The organism is Paraburkholderia sp. UCT31 (assembly GCF_014397655.1).
In the GTDB taxonomy this organism is placed as follows: domain Bacteria; phylum Pseudomonadota; class Gammaproteobacteria; order Burkholderiales; family Burkholderiaceae; genus Paraburkholderia; species Paraburkholderia tuberum.
On the sequence record NZ_VZQP01000047.1, the window covers coordinates 1 to 20,176 of the forward strand.

The following is a 20,176-nucleotide window of genomic DNA, read 5'->3' on the forward strand; positions in this document are numbered from 1 at the left end:
ACCATGCGCACGGCTTCTATCATGAATTCCTGCGTGTACCGTGCTCTCGGATTACCCATCTTTCCTTCCTCCTCGCGTGAGTTTTACACACTCAGCAAGGGATCCATTTTTTACGGGCAAGCTCAGACTGCTGGTTTGGACCATCGCGCGACTATGGAAACAGAATAAGTGAAATGACATTTAATTCAATCAATTCGTCAAACTGTTATAAGACAAAGGGTGCGAATTAAGCGTGCTCCATCAATTCCTTTCATTCCAGATCTTGACTTCTATCCCGCGACAAAGATTGGGCTGACCTGGTTACGGCCTGACTGGCTTCCGGCACGAAGGCGGCGCGTGCCCGTCTCCAGCACGATCACGGTGGCAAGCGTTTGTCCAATGCCGGGTACTGGAGTAAAGAGGGCGCAGTCCGCGTGTGTGCGACGTTTTCCCGAAGGCGCTTTTCCACGATGGCGATCCGTGCGGAGAGCGTCGTAATGACCGCGACGTTCGCGCGGACCGCGAGCGCAACGTCGTCGGCGAGATGCAGCTGGTCGACAGGCGCTTCCACCCCCTCGGCGCCGAGGCTCTTGCCGAACAGAACGAGCGGGAGTCGACGCCCGCAATGGAAAGGCAGCGCGGGATCGCGCACGTCATTGTCGATGCGCCGGAGCTCGCGATCGTGCGGCTGCATGGCCGCAACGCGCAGACTTGGAGCGGCGCAGACTCGGCCGCCGGCCGGTTCAACCAGGCGTACTCCGAGGACGATCTGCGCGCGCTCGCGCCGGAAATCGAGGCAGTAGCGAAGAACGTCGGGCGCACGCATGTCTTGTTCAATAACTGCTATCGGGATGTCGCTCGGCGCAACGTGGGAATGATGATGCGGCTGCTCAACGCCGAACGGTAGGGGCTCGGAAGGCGCAGTTCGGCCGGGAGTTGCCGTTCGCGCAACACACAAAGTCGTCATTCCAACGGCTGTTCACCTGGCGGATTGCTGTCGGTGGCGGGAGCCTCCCGAGGGGTAGCTGGCCAGCAATGCAGAGCAGCGCTCGCGCAGGAAGGCATTCAACGCGCTGATCGTCGGTGTCAGTTGCGCACGGTGAGCACAAATCAAGTGCAGCGGCGAAGGCTCGCAATACGCCGGCGGAAACAACTCCACCAGTCGACCTGCCTTCAGATCGTCGATGAGGTCCAGTCGCGACTTGTAGACAAGGCCTTCCCCGGCTATCGCCCAGCGACGAACTGCATCGGCATCGTCGCTGATGCGATTACCCGTGACTGCCACTGTGCGTTCGCCGCCAGGCGGGGTAAAGCGCCAGATCCGAGACCCTGACCTGGTGGATACCCTGAATCGGCGACATTTTCAGAAATTGCGCTTGCGCCAAAATTCGACTTCCCGCATCTTGTCTAGACAAGATGAAACCGCGATTGGCTCGCTACCGGGGCGGTCGGTACTTGAGGCTGGCGTCGCGCGGCGCCGCGCAAATCGTTCACGGTGCAACCAGGACAGTCATGACTGAGGCGGCGCGGGCGGGTGGAGAGGCGAAGCGGTTGAAGCTGCAGCGCAAGCTTGCGCCAGCATACGAACAGATAAAGCGCTATGCAATCGAGCGCATAGCCGATGGCACCTGGAAGCCTGGAGACGCAATCCCTTCGGAAACCGAGTTGGTCAAGGAGTCCGGAGTCGCACGCATGACCGTTTCGCGCGTGTTGCGCGAGTTGAGCGCACAACGTGTGCTCACGCGGCGGTATCTTTGAGGCCGAGCTTCGCCAGGTTGAATTGGCCTTTGCGAATGCGATGCGTCAACTCAATGCCTGCCAGAGTGATCGCGGCGTTCCTGAAACGGTTGAAGCCGAGCATGACATTCGTCCGGGACTTGATGTTGCGGTGGTCCTGCTCGACGTCGGCCCTCATCTCCCGCACAGCACGGTGTGAGGCGGCATAGCCATCGAGCGTAATGGTCTTTGGCGGCTTGCCCTGATGTTTGGTTGCCAACACTTTAATCGATTCACCTTCACTATTTGCGCCAGAACCAGTCGCTGTACATTGTGTCCGCCGTTGCCGTTTCGTCCGCATCAACATTCGCCGCCGCCTGGCAATACAGATTTTTCTCTGCTTATACTCACTGTCACCTGAACGGCTCACGCCCAGGTCCCACGCTGCACGCCGACAAAAAACCACGACGTCAGTCGACAACACGGCACGCGACTCACGTTTCGCAACCGCAGTTCTTACATATCAGGTGGGACCTCTTATGCTAAATCGTGCTTTTGGTGCAGCGATTTCATCGTTGCTCGTGGCAGGCGCGGCAGTTGCACCGGCCATCGCGCATGCCGACGACAGCTTCGCGCAGGACGACGGCGCGTCGCATGGCCGGCCGGTCAAGGTGATGATCATTTCGATGTTCGGTCCGGAAGGCCAGGTGTGGCTCGATCATCTCGGCCCGTGGCAGGACATCACCGTCGCGGGCCTGTCTCCTGACTACCCTGCCGTACACTGCAATCGCAAGGAGGTCTGCGTGATGACGACGGGCATGGGGCACGCGAATGCCGCCGCGTCGATCATGGCGCTGACGTTCTCGCCGCGTTTCGACTTGCGTCATACGTACTTCATGGTGGCGGGCATCGCTGGTATTGATCCGCTTCAGGGCACCGTCGGTTCCGCTGCGTGGGCGAACTGGCTCGTCGACTTCGGGATTCAATGGGAAATCGACGGACGCGAAATTCCGCCGGGCTGGAATACCGGCTATCTCGGCATCAACACGACGGGCCCGACGCAGAAGCCGCCGCTCGACTATCGCACCGAAGTGTTCCAACTCAATCCGGCGCTTTCGAACGCGGCATTCGCGCTGTCGCGCAACGTGACGCTGACCGACGACGCACAGGCGCAGGCTGCCCGCGCCAAATACAACTATGCGCCCGCGAACCGTCCGCCGACCGTGATCCAGTGCGACACGCTGGCGGGCGATACCTGGTGGTCGGGCACCGATCTCGGCGAGCGCGCGCGGCAATGGACGAAGATCCTGACCGACGGCAAGGGCACCTATTGCACGACGCAGCAGGAAGACAACGCCACCTTCGAGGCGCTGACGCGCGCGGCGACCGTGCATCGCGTTGACCTGAACCGTGTCGCGGTGCTGCGCGCTGGCTCGGACTTCGACCGGCCGTACGCGGGCCAGTCGAGTGCGGACAATCTGCTCAACTACTCGTCGCAGGGCGGCTTTACGATCGCGATCGACAATCTGTTCCTCACGGGCAATCCGCTCGTGCAGGACATCGTCACGCATTGGGGCGAGTGGCGCGACGGCGTACCGCAGCGGTAGCGCGTTTGCGGCGTGGTGGAGGGTACCGCGTGCCGGTCTGCACAGCGATCGTGTCCACCGTTGTCGTCAGTTGCCGCGGCGCGAGCGGTGGCCGCGCCTACGCCAACGCAGACCGGTGGTGTGCTCGGAGCACCGGCATGCGGCCTCACGGGATCTGACCGCGCCATCTCAGCATTTGTGCTCCTACCTCAGCGTGGAGGTACGTTCGGGTGGTCTGATCCGGCGAACGGCCGCAACTGCGCAAGGCCCGAACTGAGTCCTGCGGGCGCGCTGGCTGCGGCGGCCGCTGCGCGGGCGGTGGCGGCTCCGCGCGCGGCATGATGCGAACATAAGGCCGCGATGCGCCATGCTCATCGGCGTCCCCAGAACCTGCGCTGCACCTGCATCACTTGTTCCTCGACCTCGGCCACGGGCCCAACCAGTTCAATGCGCTTCTGGCAATGGTCGAAGACATACCGCGACGACACACTCATCGTGGGATTCTCTGCATGATTGCCCGTGGCTCGCAGCAGGCGCTCTTCCGTCATTGCAAAAACCACCCGCCCAATGTTGGCCCAATATGCCGTGCCTGCGCACATGCAACATGGCTCAACCGTCGTATAGAGCGTGCAACCCCACAAGAATTGCGGCGTAAAGTTGAGCGCGGCGATACGCGCGAGCACCGCTTCCGCATGATTGACGGAATCGACATTGCCCTGTTCTATTAGAACCGACTCCTGATCGGGCCCGACGAGTATGGCGCCAAACGGGTGACGGCCCAACAGCATCGCACGTTCTGCGATGACGCTTGCATGACGCAGATGGCGGACGATCTGCTCGCGTGTCGGCGCGAGCCCCTGCTCAGGGAACGCCGACGCGTTCTGTTTCGGGGAAATGACAAGGCTCAAAGTGTGTCTCCTCCACGTTGGCTGAGTTACTTCGGCAACGTGCCCTCGACCCCCTGCACGAACCAGTTGAGCCGCAGCAACTCGGCGTCGGGCAGCGACGTGCCGGCTGCCACCTTGATCGCGCCATTCTGATCCCTGATCGGTCCGGAGAACGGATCGAATCTGCCCGCGATAATGTCGTCGCGCTTTTGCGCCAGCGCCTTTTGCGCGGCAGGCGATACGGCTGCAGTGTTGATGTCAGCGAGGTCGATTGCTTTTTCCTTGAGACCCCACCACGTCGGCGCGTTGGTCCACGTGCCGGATTGCACCTGTTCGATCAGGTGAGAGTAGTAGACGCCCCAGTAGCTCACGCATGCACCCAGTTGGGCATTCGGGCCGAACTTCTTCATGTCCGAGTCCCAACCGAACGCGTGCACTTTCCTCTGCTCGGCAGTCTGCATTGTCGCCGTCGAATCGGTGTTCTGGATCAGCACGTCGGCTCCCTGGCCAATCAGCGTTTCGGCCGCCTGTTTCTCCTTGCCTGGATCGAACCAGCTATTGATCCATAGGACCTTTACCTTCGCATTCGGATTGATCGAACGCGCACCCATTGTGAAAGCGTTAATGTTGCGCACCACCTCCGGGACCGGCACCGAGGCGACGAAGCCGAGCGTATTCGTCTTCGTCGTATAGCCGGCGACGAGCCCAGCCAGATAGGCGCTCTGGTACGTGCGCACGTCATAGGTCGCAAAGTTCGTGGCCTTCTTGTATCCGGTCGCATGCTCGAAGACGACGTCGGGATAATCCTTTGCAGTCTTCAGTTCGAAGTCCTGGAATCCGAAGCTCGAGCCCACGATAATCTTGTTGCCCTTGTTCGCGAGGTCGCGAAACACGCGCTCCGAGTCAGCGGATTCGGGTACGTTCTCGACGCGCGTGACCTTGATCTTGTCACCGAACCTCGCTTCGATCGCCTTCACACCCTGTTCGTGTGCGTAGGTCCAGCCAGCGTCACCGGGGTTGCCGAGGTAGACGAACGCGACGCCCATCGGCACCGCGGCGGTGGCAGTGGGGCTCAACGCGACATAGATGCCAAGCGCGGCTAAAAGCGTAACCGCAGGGCGCAGTGAGCGCACCACCGCGCGAGCGAAGTTTGTTCTCATGGAGTCTCCGAAGATGGGGAACTGGAAGGAGACGACGCCAGTCGTCCAGACGACTGGCTGCGTCGCGTCAGCGATGATGGTGAGTCAATATCAAGGCCGAAATATTGATTCGTTATGTGTTGTATAACGGAATGGATATGAAGCCATTGGGAAATTGGCCTGCGGATCGCGGAGTTCGAATAGGAGACCGCGCCAAAGCAGGGGCACTACGCCGCGGTATGGCGAGGGTTCTGGTGCAAATAGACGGTCTTGAAGAGATGGTTCCTATAGAAAAGATTTCTTATCGGCCTTCATCTCCCGCACAGCACGGTGTGAGGCGGCATAGCCATCGAGCGTGATGGTCTTTGGCGGCTTGCCCTGATGTTTGGTTGCCTCGCTGAAAAAGGCTTTGGCCGCCTTCACGTCACGTTTGGCCCTGAGCAGGAAGTCAACCGTCTGACCCGCCCGATCCACCGCCCGATAAAGATAGACCCATTTGCCGCGGATTTTCAGGTAAGTCTCGTCGGCACGCCATGATCTTGCATCAGGCGAAGCGGTTCACGACTCGTTACCATCACACGCAGAATTTCGCTTGCCGCTACGAGTGCGTCGACGATCCGCGCGACGGCGTCGATCACATGCTCGGCGTTATCCAGCACGAGGAGCAGACGTTTGCCGGAAACCGCCGCAGCCAGTTGCGCAATGTCGACTGCAGCATCGAGCGTGGACAGCCCGCATGCTTCGGCGACCTCGCATAGGACCGCATCTTCGGTTGTTGCCGTGGCAAGTTCGACAAAACACACAGCGCGGGAAGAATCGTTCGATGCCTGCCGTGCTACCGCTATAGCCAGGCTCGTCTTCCCTATACCGCCGGCTCCCGTGAGCCTCAATACCTGCGTAGTTTGGATCAACGTGCTGATCTGCCGAACGGCTGCGTCGCGGCCTGTGAGCCGGGTTTCGCGTAGCGGCAGGCTACGTCTGAAGGGTCGGGACTCGACCGCAGGAGCCCGGCTCTCAACAGGTCGTTGTCGCAACTGATACCCGCGACCAGGGATCGTGACAATCAGGTTGCGATCCTCACCAAGTATTTTGCGTAACGCGGACAGATGGACCTGGATATTGTTTTCTTCGACGACGGTTTTCGGCCAGACACTATCCAACAATTCGTCTTTCGTAACGAGTCGTCCAGCGGCCGACACGAGCACGGCAAGAATATCGAAGGCGCGAGATCCGACAGGTACGAGCGTGCCGCTTTGGTGCAGCGTCCGCATCTCCAAATCGATCTGAAACCGGCCCAGGTCGATCATGCTGGTGCCGCAATTCGCGGGTCGCTCGGTAACCGTCATGTTTGTGCTCGCATTGATCGAGGGGAGTTGCGCGCCGGCTTTATGCCGATGTCAGTCGCATTCCGGCTAAGCAGAGTAGTTGCCCGCCTGGTCTGCGCAAGCCTGAACGTCGGGTCGTATGTCTCCAGAAACAGCCTGTTTGATTTATCAAATCTCCGTGACATTGGAGAAAGTTTTGTCTCACCAGACTCGACAGCGCGCCTGCGCCCTCCGGCGGCTGCATTCCCTCGCGAAGGAATTGAGGATTCTGACGGACCGAGTCTGCCAGCTTTACTTTTGTTCACAAACCGGTCTATAAACAAAATTCTTTTGAAAGAACATCAAGAATGAATATCACCCTCGACGAATTGGCGACTTTCATGGCCGTGGTCGATACCGGCTCGATGACGGCAGCTGCCCAACATCTCGACCTGACAGTGTCGGCGGCCAGCCGGACGCTGGGGCGCCTCGAGGAAAAGCTGAAAACGACTTTGATGCGCCGGACCACGCGCAGGATGGAGCTGACCGAGGAAGGGCGCGCGTTCCTTCAACACGCGCGCGCCATCATCGATTGCGTGGAAAGCGCGGAGGAACAGATGGTCGCGCGGCGGGAAAACCCATCGGGGCTCCTGCGGATCAATGCAGCGTCGCCTTTCATGCTGCACGTGATCGCACCGCTTGTGCAAGGCTACCGCGTGCGCTATCCGCACGTTCACCTGGAGCTGAACACGAACGACGGCATCATCGATCTACTCGAGAGCCGCACCGATGTCGCTATTCGAATTGGCCGGCTCAAGGATTCGACGCTGCATAGCCGGCTTGTTGGCAGTAGCCGCATGCGTGTTCTTGCGAGTCCCGACTATCTTGAGGCGCACGGACATCCGCGCGAGGTCGCTGACCTTGGCAAGCACGTACTGCTGGGCTTTACACAACCGGAGTCGCTCAATGTCTGGCCGTTGCTCGGTGCCGACGGTGAGCCGTACCGAATCGAGCCGGTGGCAAGTTCATCGAGCGGCGAGACGCTTCGTCAACTGGCGCTCGAAGGCGTGGGCGTTGTCTGCCTGTCGGATTTCATGACCGACCGGGACCGCGAAACAGGGCGTCTCGTGCAGATCCTCGCCCGTCAGACCAAGGACGTCCGTCAGCCAATCCATGCTGTCTATTACCGCAATACAGCCGTTTCTTCGCGAATAGCGTCGTTCATCGATTATCTGATGGGCGAGATTGGAGGCAACGGGGCGACTCAGCATCAGACTGCGTGGGCGCGTCAAGCTTAGCCCGGATCGACTACAGCCCGTGCCTGGCTATTTGCGAGGTTTAACGTTTCCAGTCGCTTGAACGTCCGTTACGGAGAAATCCAACTGTCCCTTGTGGGCCGTGGACGATGGGCCGCAACAAGAAGGATCCGAAACCCCTCGACACGTCGGCGTTCAACACGCTGGTGAAGACCGCCTCAGAAGTCCTGCGCCGCCATGAGCAGCAACTGCGTGCGCAACTCCATAAAGAAGTGCGGGTGGCGAGCGCGGATGGTAACGACGAACTCGACATCACGCTGGACATCGTTGCGGACGACATCGAACCGTACGCGCTGCTGACCGCGCTCGACACCTTCGGCGAGCAGTTGGCGCAAGTGCAGGTCGCGCCCAGCTTCAAGCTCAGCAAGGCGAGCGCCGTGGCCTGGGTCGAAAACGAATTTCGCCGCCCGGGCTGGAGGCGGGGCAGGCCGGCTGACCAGGCTGACTCAAAAATTACTAAAGCCTGTCAAGATACTTTCATATTAACTTCATAGAATCCTCGCGTCATAGCGGCGCGAGCGTGAACCATGTGGTTTGGGGCTGACTGCGTGCCGGCTGTGCATTCACCCACGCTACCCGAACCCTGGATCACGACAACATGGCAGAGCCGTTCGACATTTCCCGCCGCAAGGCCCTTAAACTACTTGCCGGTGCGCCGATGCTGCCGCTAGGCGGCATCGCCACGGCGTCGATGCTGACCGCTTGCGGCGGCGATCTGGCGACTCCGTCGGCCAATTCCGCCACGCCTGCTACGCCTGCCACCCCGGTCGCGAACTTCACTTCGGCGTCTTTCACCAGCATGCCGGCGCCGTCGCTCGCCAACCCGTCGCTGATGGCAACCACCACGGTCGGCTCAGGCCTGACGGTTTCGTATTCCGACGGCTCCCAAAAGGCTTACAAACTCGCGTACCAGCCGTTCTTCATGACCGGCGATCTGGTCCCGGACGGCAACGGCGGCACCGTGCTGGCAGGCGGGTACTTCGACATCAACAACCAGCCGATCGACGACGATTCGGTGCCCGCGCAACGGCGCCAGTTCTTTTCGGACTCGCCGGACGGTACGTCGCTGCTGAAGATCGATGGCGCGAAGGTCGCCGGCGTAAAGGGCAACACGGTGTTCGCTGTGGTCCAGTTCGAATACACGACGCGCTCGCAGTCCGGCAGTGACATGTATGGCCGCCTCCCGTCGCCGATCGCGGTGCTGACGCTGGATCAGGATCCGGCCACCGGCAAGTTGACGCTCGTCAAGTATCACAACGTCGACACGTCGCCCGCGAATGGACTGTGGATCACCTGCGGCGCGAGCCTGTCGCCGTGGAACACGCATCTGTCGAGCGAGGAATACGAGCCGGATGCGTTCACGGCCAGCTCGAGCAATCTGGCGCAGTACAAGGCGTTCAACGATAACCTGTACGGCAACACGAACATTGCTTTCAACCCGTATCTCTATGGTCATCTGCCGGAAATCACGGTCAAGGCGGATGGCACCGGCTCGGTCAGAAAGCACTATTGCCTCGGGCGCATTTCGCACGAACTGGTGCAGGTGATGCCGGACAACCGCACGGTCCTGATGGGCGACGACGCGACCAACAGCGGCCTCTTCATGTTCGTGGCGGACAACGAGAAGGACCTGTCGGCCGGCACGTTGTATGTGGCGAAAGTGGGCGCGGGCTTCTCGGTCGATCCGGCCGCGGCGGGCGCGGACCTGACGTGGATCAGGTTGGGTCACGCGACGAGCGCGGAAGTCGAGGCCATGGCGAAGTCGAATCGGCCGCAGGACGTCATCGACGTCAAGTGGACCGATCCTGCCGACGCTAACTACCGGAAGATCTTCGCCGGCGGCACCGCGCAGTGGGTCAGGATCATGCCGGGCAAGGAGAAGGTTGCGGCTTTCCTCGAAACCCATCGCTACGCTTACCTGGCGGGCGGCAGCATGGGCTTCACGAAGATGGAAGGGACGACGGTCAACATCAAGGACAAGATCGCGTACTCCGCTTTGCAGAACATCGTCGACTCGATGGTGAAGGGCAACGCGAAGGGCTGGAACGCGGAGAGCAACATTTCCGTCGACGCCGCGATCAACGCCGGCGGCGTGCTTCAGCACAAGCTCGCGGGCGGCCAGAAGGATAACCAGGGTGCCGCGATCAACAGCGAGTGGGTGCCGGTGCACACCAGCGCGCTGCTGGTCGGCAAGGACATCGCCGCCGACGCGCTCGGCAACAAGGCCGACCCGGAGTTGGTCGCCAACCCGGACAACCTGAAATTCTCGGAGAAGCTGCGCACGCTCTTTATCGGCGAGGACAGCGGCTACCACGTGAACAATTTCCTGTGGGCGTACAACGTCGACACGAAGCAGCTCACGCGTCTGCTGTCGACACCCGCCGGCGCCGAATCGACCGGTCTGCATGCGGTCGACGAACTCAACGGCTGGACCTACATCATGAGCAACTTCCAGCATGCCGGCGACTGGGGCAGCCAGCATACGCAGGCGCTCAGGGACACGCTCGATCCGCTTGTGCGCGCGAATTACAGGGATCGCTTCGGCGCATCGGTCGGCTATCTGACAGCAGACCCGACATCGATCAAGCTGGTGTGACGGCAAGGCTCGCAGAGATCCTCGCAAGTCTCATTGTGGGGAAATTGATGGCGCGTTGATCCGATACGAAAAGCACGGTTCGCGAGCGGTTCATCGCCCCCTCTCTGGAGGGGGTTTTTTATTGGAGCCGGGAGGCAAGGTTGTGTGTTCGCAAGACACTCTTCGAACTGTGACATACACCTGCATTCAGGCAACTGCGTGGTGATAGTCAGCGACTACGGGGCGGATTGCGGTCGGCTGGCTCTTCGCTTCCCGCCTTACGCGCGATATTTTGGCGCGCTCGGGTGACGCGGCCTGTGGCGCAACGGCCCTCGAATGGAGCCTTGTCGTTGAGAGTTGTAAAGCGGATGAGGCACTACGCGGGCAGACGAATGAAAGCTCTCCGCAATAGACTGTACTTCTCGATCCTGATCTTTGCGACGGCAATGCCGCACCAATCCATGCCCCCATTCTTTGATCGCTGTGTGCGTCTCGTTGTCGGCGCAACGCTCTCTGTTTCACTTGCCGCCTGCCACCATGAAGAGCCGTGGAAGCTCACGGACGTCCAGGGGCATTTGCCCGATCTGGATTTCGCGCTGACCTCCGACGCCGGCAAGCAGATTAGCCAGGCGAACCTGGCAGGTGATGTCACACTCGTCTACTTCGGCTATACGCATTGCCCGGACGTATGCCCGGAGACGCTGGCCAAACTGGCCCAAGTGACGCATCAACTGGGCGGCGCCGCACAGCATGTGAAGGTCCTGTTCGTGAGTGTCGACCCGGCGCGGGACACGCCCGCAGTGATGCATGCGTATGTCGATGCGTTTGACGCAAAGCACGACGTCGGCCTGACCGGTTCCGACAGCGCGATCAAGGCGCTCGCGCAACGCTATCGCGTCGCGTACCAGGCTGACAAGCCCCGCGCGAACGGTGGATACGAGGTAACCCATAGCTCGGCGATCTACATATTCGATGCGAAAGGACACGCGCGCCTGATCGGTGCGGACGACGATCCGGTCGACGCATTTGTGCACGATCTGCGTCAATTGGCCGACGAGGCCTGACGACAGGCGCCCGCGACGGTGCGGAAGAGGCCGCGAACGAGCCCGCGCACCCACGGTGTTTTCAACAGATAGAGTCGGACGTACGTCGGAGATTCCGGCCAGATTCGCCCGGAGGAGCGCTTGTTGTCGCCGCCCGAAGTTCCACGCATACCACCGCGTTCAGCTGGTCAATAACCGGCTACGACCAGAATCCCTATGCACGCTCAACGCAAGGTTTCCCGGCATACAAGTGTGTGGCGCCAGTAGCATCGTGGATCACGCCACCGCTTGAGCAGGCTGGACCTCGACCGTGACATGGGACAACCCCTTAAAGCGCTGGAGCACCGCATGATGCCATCTTCGAAGATGGAAACGGCAAACACACCGGACGGAGCGAAGATCTTCTGCGCCTCGTCTTCGTAACCATGCCCGTGATGGTCGCCGAGCAGCCACGCGCTCGCCAGGTTGACCAACAGGCCTACCACCGCGATGGGAATCGCTTCGCCGAAATGAATCGATACTGGCGACAGAAAGCGCGACACAGCCTCGTACCCAATCAGCACTGCGATCATGGCAAGCACGATGGCACTCGTGAAGCCCGCGAGACCGCCAAGCTTGCCAGTACCGAAAACGAAGCGGGGGTCGGCAGCATGCTTACGCGCGTATATGTACGCGAGGGCTGCAATCAGCATTGCTCCAGCGTGCGTCGACATGTGCAGACCGTCTGCAACAAGCGCCAGTGAGCCAAACATATTGCCGCCGATGATTTCAATCAGCGTCATCGCGCTGCACAGCGCAATGACCGCCCAGGTCCTGCGCTCGTTCTGCTCGTGAGCCGCGCCCAGAAAGATGTGGTCGTGTCCTGCGCCGAACGCCGAGTCTTTGAAATCACTCATGTGCTGCTCTACTTGAAATAGCTGTGAACGACTTCGATGAGCTGGTCAGTCGCGCTGCCGGCCGGCTCTTTGTGGGTTTCGGCATCGACGAGATGCGTGCGGATATGCTCCTCGAGCACTACCGCCAGCAGGCCATTCATCGCGCCGCGCCAACTGGTTATCTGCTGCAGGACGTCGATGCATCCACGCTCTTCCTCAAGCGCCCGCTCGATGGCTTCCACTTGCCCCTTGATGCGGCGGACCCGGTTGAGAAGCTTCTGTTTCTCACGAATGGTGTGGCTCATGAATGACCTCCGATATATCGCAGGAGAGTATATGTATGCCAGATAGGGTGGAGGGGTATGCTAGTTCTCCCCGGTGAACGAAGGCGAATTGAAAGAATTTGACTGCATTAGACCCGGCTTCGCCTTTCGGGCAGCGGCCTTTAGGGATGGACTTTGTTTGCGCGAGGACGGCACGTGCGGGCGAATCCACGATACGCGATAGGGCGTCACCGTCCCACCGGGACGCGCCAGGCACGCGATCATTGCGATTGGCTCGTGCCGCGTTGGCGTCCGGTCACCAGGAAGAACCAGGCATACGTTGTCCTGACGTGATCGGCTGCTTCTGGCCGGACACAGCATCGTGTGATAAGAATATGCGCCGCGTGCTTCAGATGCTGCGAGCGACGCTACGCGAATCCGCCGGCCAACAAGTGACGTTCGCGAACGTCACTTTCAGTCGTTTTGTCCGCACCGGGCAGTCTCGGCCTGCTGCCACACGGAGCCCATTTATAACGTGACGCAGGATACGGCCCACCTCACTGCCCCGTTACTCAGCGTACCGTATGGACGCCCGCTCGCGTTTAAGTTCGTGTGCGTCACGCTGGCGGTGCTGCTGGGCGGCTACAACCGGATGATCCACTTGCCGCGCTCGCAGGCCGCGACGGCAGATGGCGGTCCCGCTTACCCTGACGCTCAACGCGGCTTCGACCGTCTGCTGGCCGTCGAAGCCGTCGCCATGCTGGCGGTACTGGCGGCCGCCGGTGTGCTTGGCCACACGGCGCCCTCGGGCGAATAGGCCTGGTTACGTTAGAGCCATCGCTCGCATCACCCGGGTATCCGAACCCCGACAGTCCGTCGCTTCGACGAACGCGGATCAGGCTCACTAATGATCGAGAGCCGGCAGTTCGCGCCAATGAACGCGCCTTCTAGTGTGAATCCGCGCCTTTCAGGCCAGCATCAATGGTCTATTCTTGATGCCAGTAGCCGTTGAAGGCGAGGTGACGGCGCGAGGGGTGTAAAGGCGCAAGGAGGCTAACGTGAGCTACAAACTCGACGGCAGTATTCTGGAAGTGTGTAATTGCAACGTACTTTGCCCTTGCTGCATAGGTGAGGATGCCGACAATGGCAGCTGTTGCGCCGCGATCGCCCACCACTTCGACAAGGGCTCGATCGATGACATTGAGGTCTCTGGATTGACGGTGGCCTGTGCCACCTTCATTCCTGGCAATATCCTGCAGGGCAACTGGCAGGTAGCCGTGTACATCGATGACCGGGCCACCGATGTCCAGTTTGAGGCGCTCTCCAGCGTCTACCGGGGCGAGCGCGGCGGCCCGCTGGCCGACTTCGCCCATATGTACGGAAAAATCGTCTCGATCGAGCGCGCGCCCATTATCTTCGACCTTCAGGGCGGTAAAGGCAAACTCGATATTGGCGTGGACATTCATGCGGAACTCGAGCCGTACTGGAGTCCGAGCGGCGCCCCCGCGGTGCTTCTCGGTAATTCCATCTCGACGACACCATGCTCCCCGGCGATCATCAGCAAAGCGAGCGCTTACCGGATGAAAAACCCTCTGCTCAAGGTCGACCTCAACCTGACGGGTCATAACGCCACCCAAGGCCATTTCAACTTCCAGGCCTGACTCTCCTCCAACGGCCACCGAGCCTCGCGATGAAGTCCGCTTCGCGCTCAGGGCTTTTTCCGCCATTGCTAGCCGGGCTGATGCTTTCGGCCTGGCTGGCACTGTGGGGATTGGATGAAGGACCGTATTCACGCTATCTGAACCATACCGGTTGAATCCGCCAACCCGTCGCGGCCGTTCGACCTGGCTCCGATCGAAGGGCTATCTTGATGGTGCAGCCGCCATCGCTCGGTTGCGGATAGCTAATCGCCCAATTCGACCCTTCGTACATAGCCTTTTCGTCGCGCCTGGGTCCCGGCCACGTTAATGTGTCGAGAACCATTGGTCGACTTCGATATCCCGATGGCCCCTGGCATGAGACGGGCAACGGTGGCATTTCCGTGCATGCGGCGGTGCGCCATCTATAGGCGACGTGACTCTTTGGAATGCAAAAATGCAGGCATCCGAGTTGACCGACGACCAGGTCGCGGAACTGGTAGAGATGTTCCGGCAGATCGGCGATCCGACCCGCCTGAAAATAATTGCAGCATGCCTTCGCGCGCCGATGTGCGTTTCCTACATCGCGGCACAATATGGCTTGGCGCAAACGCTCGTCAGCCATCACCTGCGGCTTTTGCGAGCAGCCCGGGTGCTGCGCGCCGATCGGTGCGCAAAACAGATTTTCTGTGTAGCAACTGACGAGCACGTAGAGCGTGTCATCAGCGACATGGCTGAACACGAGTGTGAGCATCCGCCGTCCGAATTTGATGAGCCACCGAAGGAGGAATGACGCGTTTTGCAGCTGACCCGCAAGGCAAGCCCCGATGTTTTCCGGCTATCGAACCCACCGCGCCGGTTAATTAAAGCACAGACGCGTTTACTTCATCGGGGGTATGGCATCATCTAGACGGAAAAAAAGGGCGTTGACTTCGGCGTGCGTAAGGAGGATCGCTTTAACATCTGGCCGGATTAACCGTTGCCCATTGGGGGCACGCCGCGAAGCCCACGTCATGCGTTCACTATCACGTGAGTCGAGGAGCACCACTATGAGCACCTGCAACGAACCGCATCATGCCCATCATGACCATCAGCATGGTCCGAACTGCGGACACACTGCGATCAGGCATGGCGATCACACTGACTATCTGCACGATGGCCACCTGCACCATCCCCATGGCGATCACGTGGACGAACACCGGCTGGAGGTGAGCGCAAAAAATCCGGATCAATGTACTTCCAACTGCGGCGGTCATGAGTCGGGACATGTCCACGGGCCGGCATGCGGCCACGAAGCGGTACCGCATGGCGATCACGTCGACTACCTGGTCAACGGCCACCTGCACCATCCGCACGGCGATCATTGCGACGACCACGGCCCGGTTGAGCTCGCCTGAGTGCCCGGCGCCAGGCAGGCGACGTACCTCAATACGATTGAGTATGTATGGTGCCAGGTTACTGCGTGGGTGGACACACCTTACTGCGTCCACTCAGGGAACGGGTCGGTAAATTTGTGCCACTCGACTTCATCACGGGCCAGTTCGTCCTCGCTTAGCAGGCAGGCATCAAAGGACGCGCGCAAGGCTGCCTCGTCCATTCCGGTGCCGATCAGGACCAGCTCCTGTTGACGATCCCCGAAACGCTCATGCCAGCGGCTTCGGATGATAGCCTGTGCTTCGGGCTCCTGCGGCCAGGCGTGCCTGGGCACGGCCGCCCACCAGGTCCCGGCGCGTCCGTGACGCGAGACCGCGCCGGCTTGCGACCATTCGCCGACCGCATGGTTGCGCGAGGCCAGCCAGAAGTACCCCTTTGAGCGCACGACGCCCGGCCACTCGCTCTGAATCCAGTCGAAGAAACGCTGCGGATGAAACGGACGGCGCGCGCGGTAGACGAAGCTGGTGATGCCATATTGTTCGCTTTCGGGAATGTGTTCGCCGCGCATCTCCTTGAGCCACCCAGGCGCTTGCGCAGCGGCTTCGAAGTCGAACAGGCCGGTATCGAGAACCTGCCCGATCGGCACCTGGCCAAAGCGGCTTTCGACGATCTTCGCGCGGGCGTTCAGCACCCGCAGCACGCCTTTGAGCAACTCCAACTCGCTTGCGCTCACAAGGTCCGTCTTGTTCAGCACGATCACGTCGCAGAACTCGATCTGCTCGGTCAGCAGATCGACCACGGTGCGGCGGTCTTCCCCGCCCATCGTTTCGCCGCGATCCGCCAGGAAGTCGTGGGAACCGTAGTCGCGCACAAAGTTATAGGCGTCGACGACCGTCACCATCGTGTCCAGGCGAGAGATATCCGAGAGGCTGTGACCTTGTTCGTCGCGAAACGTGAAGGTTTCCGCCACCGGCAAGGGCTCGGATATGCCCGTGGATTCGATCAGCAGATAGTCGAAGCGCTTCTCCCGCGCGAGCCGCTGGATCTCGATCAGCAGGTCCTCGCGCAATGTGCAGCAAATGCAACCGTTGCTCATTTCGACGAGCTTTTCGTCGATGTGCGAGAGCTGGCTGCCGCCGTCACGAATCAGCTGAGCGTCGATGTTGACTTCCGACATATCGTTCACGATTACGGCCACCCGCTTGCCTTCGCGGTTATTCAGGACGTGGTTCAGGAGCGAGGTCTTGCCCGCGCCGAGAAAGCCGGACAGTACGGTGACGGGGAGCTTGTGCATGGGAAAAGTGGAGCCTCAAACATGGTGAAGAAGATCGCATGAATCGACACGGCCAGCCTGCTGGCCGAGGCGGGTGCGCGGCAAGCAGGCGCGATCCTTCGTGTCAGTTCTGCAGGACTTCGCCAACCATACAGTTGTCGAGGCCCGCCTTGAAAAGATCATGTGGCAACTGTTTGCCGATGAAAACAATCCGGGTTTCGCGCGTTTCATTCGCGCCCCAGGACTTACCGATATCCGCGCCAAAAATCATATGTACGCCCTGGAATACTGCGCGACGGTCGACACCCGCCAGGTTCAGCACACCCTTGTAGCGCAGCATCGCGGCACCATGGATCGCAACCGTGGCGCTGAAGAACGCCTCGAGCTTGTCCCGATCCAGAGGCGCAGTAGCGCGGTAGACGAAGGACGTCACATCGTCGTCATGCTCGTGCGAAACGTCTTCAAGGAAATCGGGCTCGATGTCGACAATGGCATCCAGACTGAAGCTTCGGATGTCGAGCAGTTGCTTCAGGTCCGTCTCGCCAAAATGTGCCGGCCTGATCGTCGCGCGCGGGTTCATCTGCCGCAACCGGCGCATCAGTTGCTGCGCCTGCTCTTCGCCAACGAGGTCCACCTTGGATACGAGGATACGGTCCGCGAATCCGACCTGCTCCTGCGCTTCGTGATGTTCGTCGAGCTGCTCGCCGCCATGCCGTGCGTCGACCACCGTCACGATGGCGTCGAGCAGGTATTTCTCCTGCACGACATCGTCAACAAAGAACGTTTGCGCGACGGGCGCCGGATCGGCAAGCCCCGTTGTCTCGATGATGACCCGCTCGAACGCGAGTTCTCCTGTCTCCCGTCGCGCGGCGAGCGTCGAAAGAATGCGCACCAGGTCGCCACGCACCGTACAACAGATACAGCCGTTGTTCATTTCGACAATCTGCTCGTTACTGTCCTGCACCAGCAATTCGTTGTCGATGCCCGCTTCGCCGAACTCGTTTTCGATGACCGCGACCCGTCCGCCGTGATGCTCGGTCAGGATGCGGTTGAGCAAGGTCGTTTTTCCGGCGCCGAGGAAGCCGGTCAGGATGGTCGTCGGGATACGCTGGAAGCCGGTTGCATCTTGCATTGCATTCTCCTGTGAGCGGCACGCGCTCAAGCATGTTCGCCCGTCGAGGTGCCCGGGCGCCGAGCAAATGGTTACGGTCGAGATGGCCCCATGCGGTGACAGCCCGCTTCGCTGATGCCACGCTCCGGGACGGCCAGTCTGTCTGCCGGGAACGCTGGACACCACATGTGTTATGTTATAACGTATCTAATCCTATCGGATTGTTATTTTTCGTGCCAGGAACGCCAATGAAAAAAATCGCCGCCAGGCTTTGCAACTCCGTTCAGCACCGCGCATCCTGGAGTTCAGGACAGCCAGACCGGTTTGTTTGGCGCGCCGCACTAAAGCCCATTGGTAGCCTTTCGGCTGCATTGGTACTGCTTGCCGTGCATCAGGGAAGCGCCATGGCGGCATCAGCAGCGGCTGGCGTAATCAACGCCATCGGTGTCGAAAACGAGTACGCCGACGTCATCGCCCAGATCGGCGGCAAGTACGTTCAGGTGAGCGCGATCGAAACGGATCCCAATACGGATCCACACACGTTCGAGGTCAACCCGAAGGTGGCAGCGCAGCTTGCTTCCGCCGATCTGATCGTCAAGAACGGCGTGGGATACGACGCCTGGGCCGACAAGATCATCGCAGCCGCGCCCAATAGCAAACGCAAGGTCATCGACGCCCAACACGTGCTCGGCCTGCCCGACAGCACGCCGAACCCGCATCTCTGGTACGACCCGAAAACCATGCCGGCGGTTGCGAAGGCAGTGGCAGCGGACCTTTCCGCATTGAACCCCGCGCAGGCAGCCTACTTTCAAGCCAACGTGAAGAAGTTCGACGCATCACTCAAGCCCTGGCTGGCTGCAATTGCATCGTTCAAGGTGCACTACGCGCAAACGCCTGTCGCGGTGACGGAGCCGGTCGCCAACTACATGCTCGAAGCGGTCGGCACCGATATCGCCACACCCTTCAGCCTGCAGGCGGCGATCATGAACGGCACCGATCCCTCTCCGCAGGACGTGACGAAACAGAACAGCCTGTTCACGGACCACAAGGTCAAGGTGTTCGTCTACAACCAGCAGGTCACGGATGCGCTCACACAGTCGTTCCTCAATCTGGCCAGGAAAAATGGTATTCCGGTGGTCGGCGTCTACGAGACCATGCCAACCCCCGGCTTTACTTACCAGTCGTGGATGCTGGCGGAAGTCAATGCGCTGGAAAAGGCAGTGACTTCCAAAGTGTCCACCGAAACCTTGCAGGCTGTGCAGTGAGCGGCATGTGCCCTGGCAACGAGGTCCTTGCGGTCGACCGGGTGAGCGTCTCTTTCCCGGGGCACAGCGTGCTACATGAGGTGAGTTTCAGGCTGGATGCGGGAGAGTTCTGCGGCCTTATCGGTTCGAACGGTTCGGGCAAGACCACGCTGCTGCGTACGATCCTCGGCTTCCAGGTAGCGAGTGCAGGTAGCATCAGGATCAATGGTGCGCGCAGCCTGACCTCGGCGGGTTACGTCCCGCAGAAGATCGCGCTCGACCCCTACCTCCCGATGCGTGCGCGGGATCTGGTGTCGCTCGGCCTCGAGGGCCACAGGCTCGGCTTGCCGTTACCGTCGAAAAAACGCCGCGAGGCGGTCGACGGGATGCTCAAAGCCGTGGATGCAGAGCCTTTCGCGGACCAGCGCATCGGGGAACTGTCCGGAGGCCAGCAGCAGCGGGTACTGATCGCACACGCTCTGGTTCGCCGTCCGCGGCTGCTGTTGCTGGACGAACCTCTGGCCAACCTCGACATGCGCAGCGTCGCCGAAATTGTCGCGCTGTTGCGCCGCCTGAGCGTCGAGCACGGGCTTGCGGTCCTGCTTTCGGCGCATGACATGAATCCCTTGCTGCCGGTGATGGACCGGATCGTCTACCTCGCCAACGGCCACGCAGCGAGCGGGGCGACGGACGAAGTGGTGCGTACCGAGGTCCTGAGCAGACTGTACGGCTATCACATCGATGTCGTCCGCGTGCACGGCCGCGTGCTGGTGATTGCCGCCGGCACCGAGGCCGAAATGCTTGCCGCCGTTCGGCGAGACCCCGCCCACATTGTGCAGGTTCCCTGATTCAAG

Annotated in this window: 18 protein-coding genes and 5 pseudogenes; 13 read left to right on the forward strand and 10 right to left on the reverse strand. The window is 60.4% G+C overall.

Going from position 1 to position 20,176, the window contains the following annotated elements:
• The first annotated feature begins 523 nt into the window (after nucleotides 1–523).
• Entirely contained in the window at nucleotides 524–886 is a 363-nt protein-coding gene (locus tag F6X40_RS30715; protein WP_187630418.1) for a DUF72 domain-containing protein, read from the forward strand.
• Between the two features lie 72 nt (nucleotides 887–958).
• Here F6X40_RS30715 and F6X40_RS30720 read toward each other — a convergent pair whose 3' ends face one another.
• A complete protein-coding gene (locus tag F6X40_RS30720) occupies nucleotides 959–1,300 on the reverse strand; it encodes a LysR substrate-binding domain-containing protein (RefSeq protein ID WP_311540379.1) in 342 nt (113 codons plus the stop codon).
• A gap of 191 nt (nucleotides 1,301–1,491) precedes the next feature.
• Here F6X40_RS30720 and F6X40_RS30725 point away from each other — a divergent pair.
• Nucleotides 1,492–1,725: pseudogene (locus tag F6X40_RS30725) on the forward strand (GntR family transcriptional regulator); the annotation flags it as partial.
• On the opposite strand, the pseudogene F6X40_RS42725 reads toward F6X40_RS30725, so the two are convergent.
• Nucleotides 1,718–1,882, reverse strand: a pseudogene (locus tag F6X40_RS42725) (DDE-type integrase/transposase/recombinase); the annotation flags it as partial. The pseudogenes F6X40_RS30725 and F6X40_RS42725 sit on opposite strands and share 8 nt — an antisense overlap.
• 352 nt (nucleotides 1,883–2,234) lie before the next feature.
• Here F6X40_RS42725 and F6X40_RS30735 point away from each other — a divergent pair.
• The gene (locus F6X40_RS30735; RefSeq protein WP_184044550.1) at nucleotides 2,235–3,302 is read left to right on the forward strand and encodes a purine-nucleoside phosphorylase; all 1,068 of its coding nucleotides are present in this window, start codon (nucleotides 2,235–2,237) and stop codon (nucleotides 3,300–3,302) included.
• A 350-nt stretch (nucleotides 3,303–3,652) separates the two neighbouring features.
• On the opposite strand, the gene F6X40_RS30740 is transcribed toward F6X40_RS30735, so the two are convergent.
• The 4 genes and pseudogenes from F6X40_RS30740 to F6X40_RS30755 form a co-directional block, all read right to left on the reverse strand.
• The gene (locus F6X40_RS30740) at nucleotides 3,653–4,189 is read right to left on the reverse strand and encodes a nucleoside deaminase (protein WP_187630419.1); all 537 of its coding nucleotides are present in this window, start codon (nucleotides 4,187–4,189) and stop codon (nucleotides 3,653–3,655) included.
• 26 nt (nucleotides 4,190–4,215) lie between these two features.
• Complete coding sequence (locus F6X40_RS30745; RefSeq protein ID WP_187630420.1) at nucleotides 4,216–5,328, reverse strand: BMP family ABC transporter substrate-binding protein; 1,113 nt, start codon at nucleotides 5,326–5,328, stop codon at nucleotides 4,216–4,218.
• A gap of 288 nt (nucleotides 5,329–5,616) precedes the next feature.
• Nucleotides 5,617–5,856 (reverse strand): annotated as a pseudogene (locus tag F6X40_RS42730) (DDE-type integrase/transposase/recombinase); the annotation flags it as partial.
• On the reverse strand, nucleotides 5,817–6,653 hold the full coding sequence (locus F6X40_RS30755) for a transcriptional regulator (RefSeq protein ID WP_316251864.1): 837 nt from the start codon (nucleotides 6,651–6,653) through the stop codon (nucleotides 5,817–5,819). The pseudogene F6X40_RS42730 and the gene F6X40_RS30755, both read right to left, overlap by 40 nt.
• 326 nt (nucleotides 6,654–6,979) lie before the next feature.
• On the opposite strand from F6X40_RS30755, the gene F6X40_RS30760 reads away from it, so the two are divergent.
• The 4 genes and pseudogenes from F6X40_RS30760 to F6X40_RS30775 all read left to right on the forward strand — a co-directional run bounded on the left by F6X40_RS30760 (nucleotide 6,980) and on the right by F6X40_RS30775 (nucleotide 11,566).
• Nucleotides 6,980–7,909, forward strand: coding sequence for a LysR family transcriptional regulator (locus F6X40_RS30760; RefSeq protein ID WP_187630421.1), 930 nt, complete (start codon nucleotides 6,980–6,982; stop codon nucleotides 7,907–7,909).
• Between the two features lie 95 nt (nucleotides 7,910–8,004).
• Nucleotides 8,005–8,340: pseudogene (locus F6X40_RS30765) on the forward strand (hypothetical protein); the annotation flags it as partial.
• Nucleotides 8,341–8,525: 185 nt separating this feature from the next.
• Nucleotides 8,526–10,523, forward strand: coding sequence for a PhoX family protein (locus F6X40_RS30770; RefSeq protein ID WP_187630422.1), 1,998 nt, complete (start codon nucleotides 8,526–8,528; stop codon nucleotides 10,521–10,523).
• A gap of 440 nt (nucleotides 10,524–10,963) precedes the next feature.
• Nucleotides 10,964–11,566 carry an SCO family protein gene (locus tag F6X40_RS30775; RefSeq protein WP_187630423.1) on the forward strand — a complete coding sequence of 201 codons (603 nt, stop codon included), beginning with the start codon at nucleotides 10,964–10,966 and terminating at the stop codon, nucleotides 11,564–11,566.
• A 329-nt stretch (nucleotides 11,567–11,895) separates the two neighbouring features.
• Here the strand turns inward: F6X40_RS30775 and dmeF are convergent.
• Together dmeF and F6X40_RS30785 are read right to left on the reverse strand one after the other, a co-directional pair.
• A pseudogene (gene dmeF, locus F6X40_RS30780) lies at nucleotides 11,896–12,441 on the reverse strand (CDF family Co(II)/Ni(II) efflux transporter DmeF); the annotation flags it as partial.
• A gap of 8 nt (nucleotides 12,442–12,449) precedes the next feature.
• On the reverse strand, nucleotides 12,450–12,725 hold the full coding sequence (locus tag F6X40_RS30785; protein WP_187630424.1) for a metal/formaldehyde-sensitive transcriptional repressor: 276 nt from the start codon (nucleotides 12,723–12,725) through the stop codon (nucleotides 12,450–12,452).
• A gap of 493 nt (nucleotides 12,726–13,218) precedes the next feature.
• Between F6X40_RS30785 and F6X40_RS30790 the strand changes: the two genes are divergently transcribed.
• The 4 genes from F6X40_RS30790 (at nucleotide 13,219) to F6X40_RS30805 (ending at nucleotide 15,717) form a co-directional block, all read left to right on the forward strand.
• On the forward strand, nucleotides 13,219–13,500 hold the full coding sequence (locus F6X40_RS30790) for a CopD family protein (protein WP_167368795.1): 282 nt from the start codon (nucleotides 13,219–13,221) through the stop codon (nucleotides 13,498–13,500).
• Between the two features lie 241 nt (nucleotides 13,501–13,741).
• Nucleotides 13,742–14,344, forward strand: a complete 603-nt coding sequence (locus F6X40_RS30795) for a DUF1326 domain-containing protein (protein ID WP_184071866.1) — start codon at nucleotides 13,742–13,744, stop codon at nucleotides 14,342–14,344.
• A 433-nt stretch (nucleotides 14,345–14,777) separates the two neighbouring features.
• A complete protein-coding gene (locus F6X40_RS30800) occupies nucleotides 14,778–15,113 on the forward strand; it encodes an ArsR/SmtB family transcription factor (protein ID WP_184071864.1) in 336 nt (111 codons plus the stop codon).
• A 256-nt stretch (nucleotides 15,114–15,369) separates the two neighbouring features.
• Nucleotides 15,370–15,717 (forward strand): hypothetical protein, encoded by a 348-nt coding sequence (locus F6X40_RS30805; protein WP_090811191.1) that lies wholly within the window; start codon nucleotides 15,370–15,372, stop codon nucleotides 15,715–15,717.
• Nucleotides 15,718–15,797: 80 nt separating this feature from the next.
• Here the strand turns inward: F6X40_RS30805 and zigA are convergent, their stop codons facing one another.
• The gene (gene zigA, locus F6X40_RS30810) at nucleotides 15,798–16,988 is read right to left on the reverse strand and encodes a zinc metallochaperone GTPase ZigA (protein WP_090811193.1); all 1,191 of its coding nucleotides are present in this window, start codon (nucleotides 16,986–16,988) and stop codon (nucleotides 15,798–15,800) included.
• 103 nt (nucleotides 16,989–17,091) lie between these two features.
• Entirely contained in the window at nucleotides 17,092–18,099 is a 1,008-nt protein-coding gene (locus tag F6X40_RS30815) for a CobW family GTP-binding protein (RefSeq protein ID WP_187630455.1), read from the reverse strand.
• A 227-nt stretch (nucleotides 18,100–18,326) separates the two neighbouring features.
• Between F6X40_RS30815 and F6X40_RS30820 the strand changes: the two genes are divergently transcribed.
• Together F6X40_RS30820 and F6X40_RS30825 are read left to right on the forward strand one after the other, a co-directional pair.
• A complete protein-coding gene (locus F6X40_RS30820) occupies nucleotides 18,327–19,343 on the forward strand; it encodes a metal ABC transporter solute-binding protein, Zn/Mn family (RefSeq protein WP_262421601.1) in 1,017 nt (338 codons plus the stop codon).
• A gap of 5 nt (nucleotides 19,344–19,348) precedes the next feature.
• Nucleotides 19,349–20,170 carry a metal ABC transporter ATP-binding protein gene (locus F6X40_RS30825; RefSeq protein ID WP_187630457.1) on the forward strand — a complete coding sequence of 274 codons (822 nt, stop codon included), beginning with the start codon at nucleotides 19,349–19,351 and terminating at the stop codon, nucleotides 20,168–20,170.
• The last annotated feature ends 6 nt before the right edge of the window (nucleotides 20,171–20,176 follow it).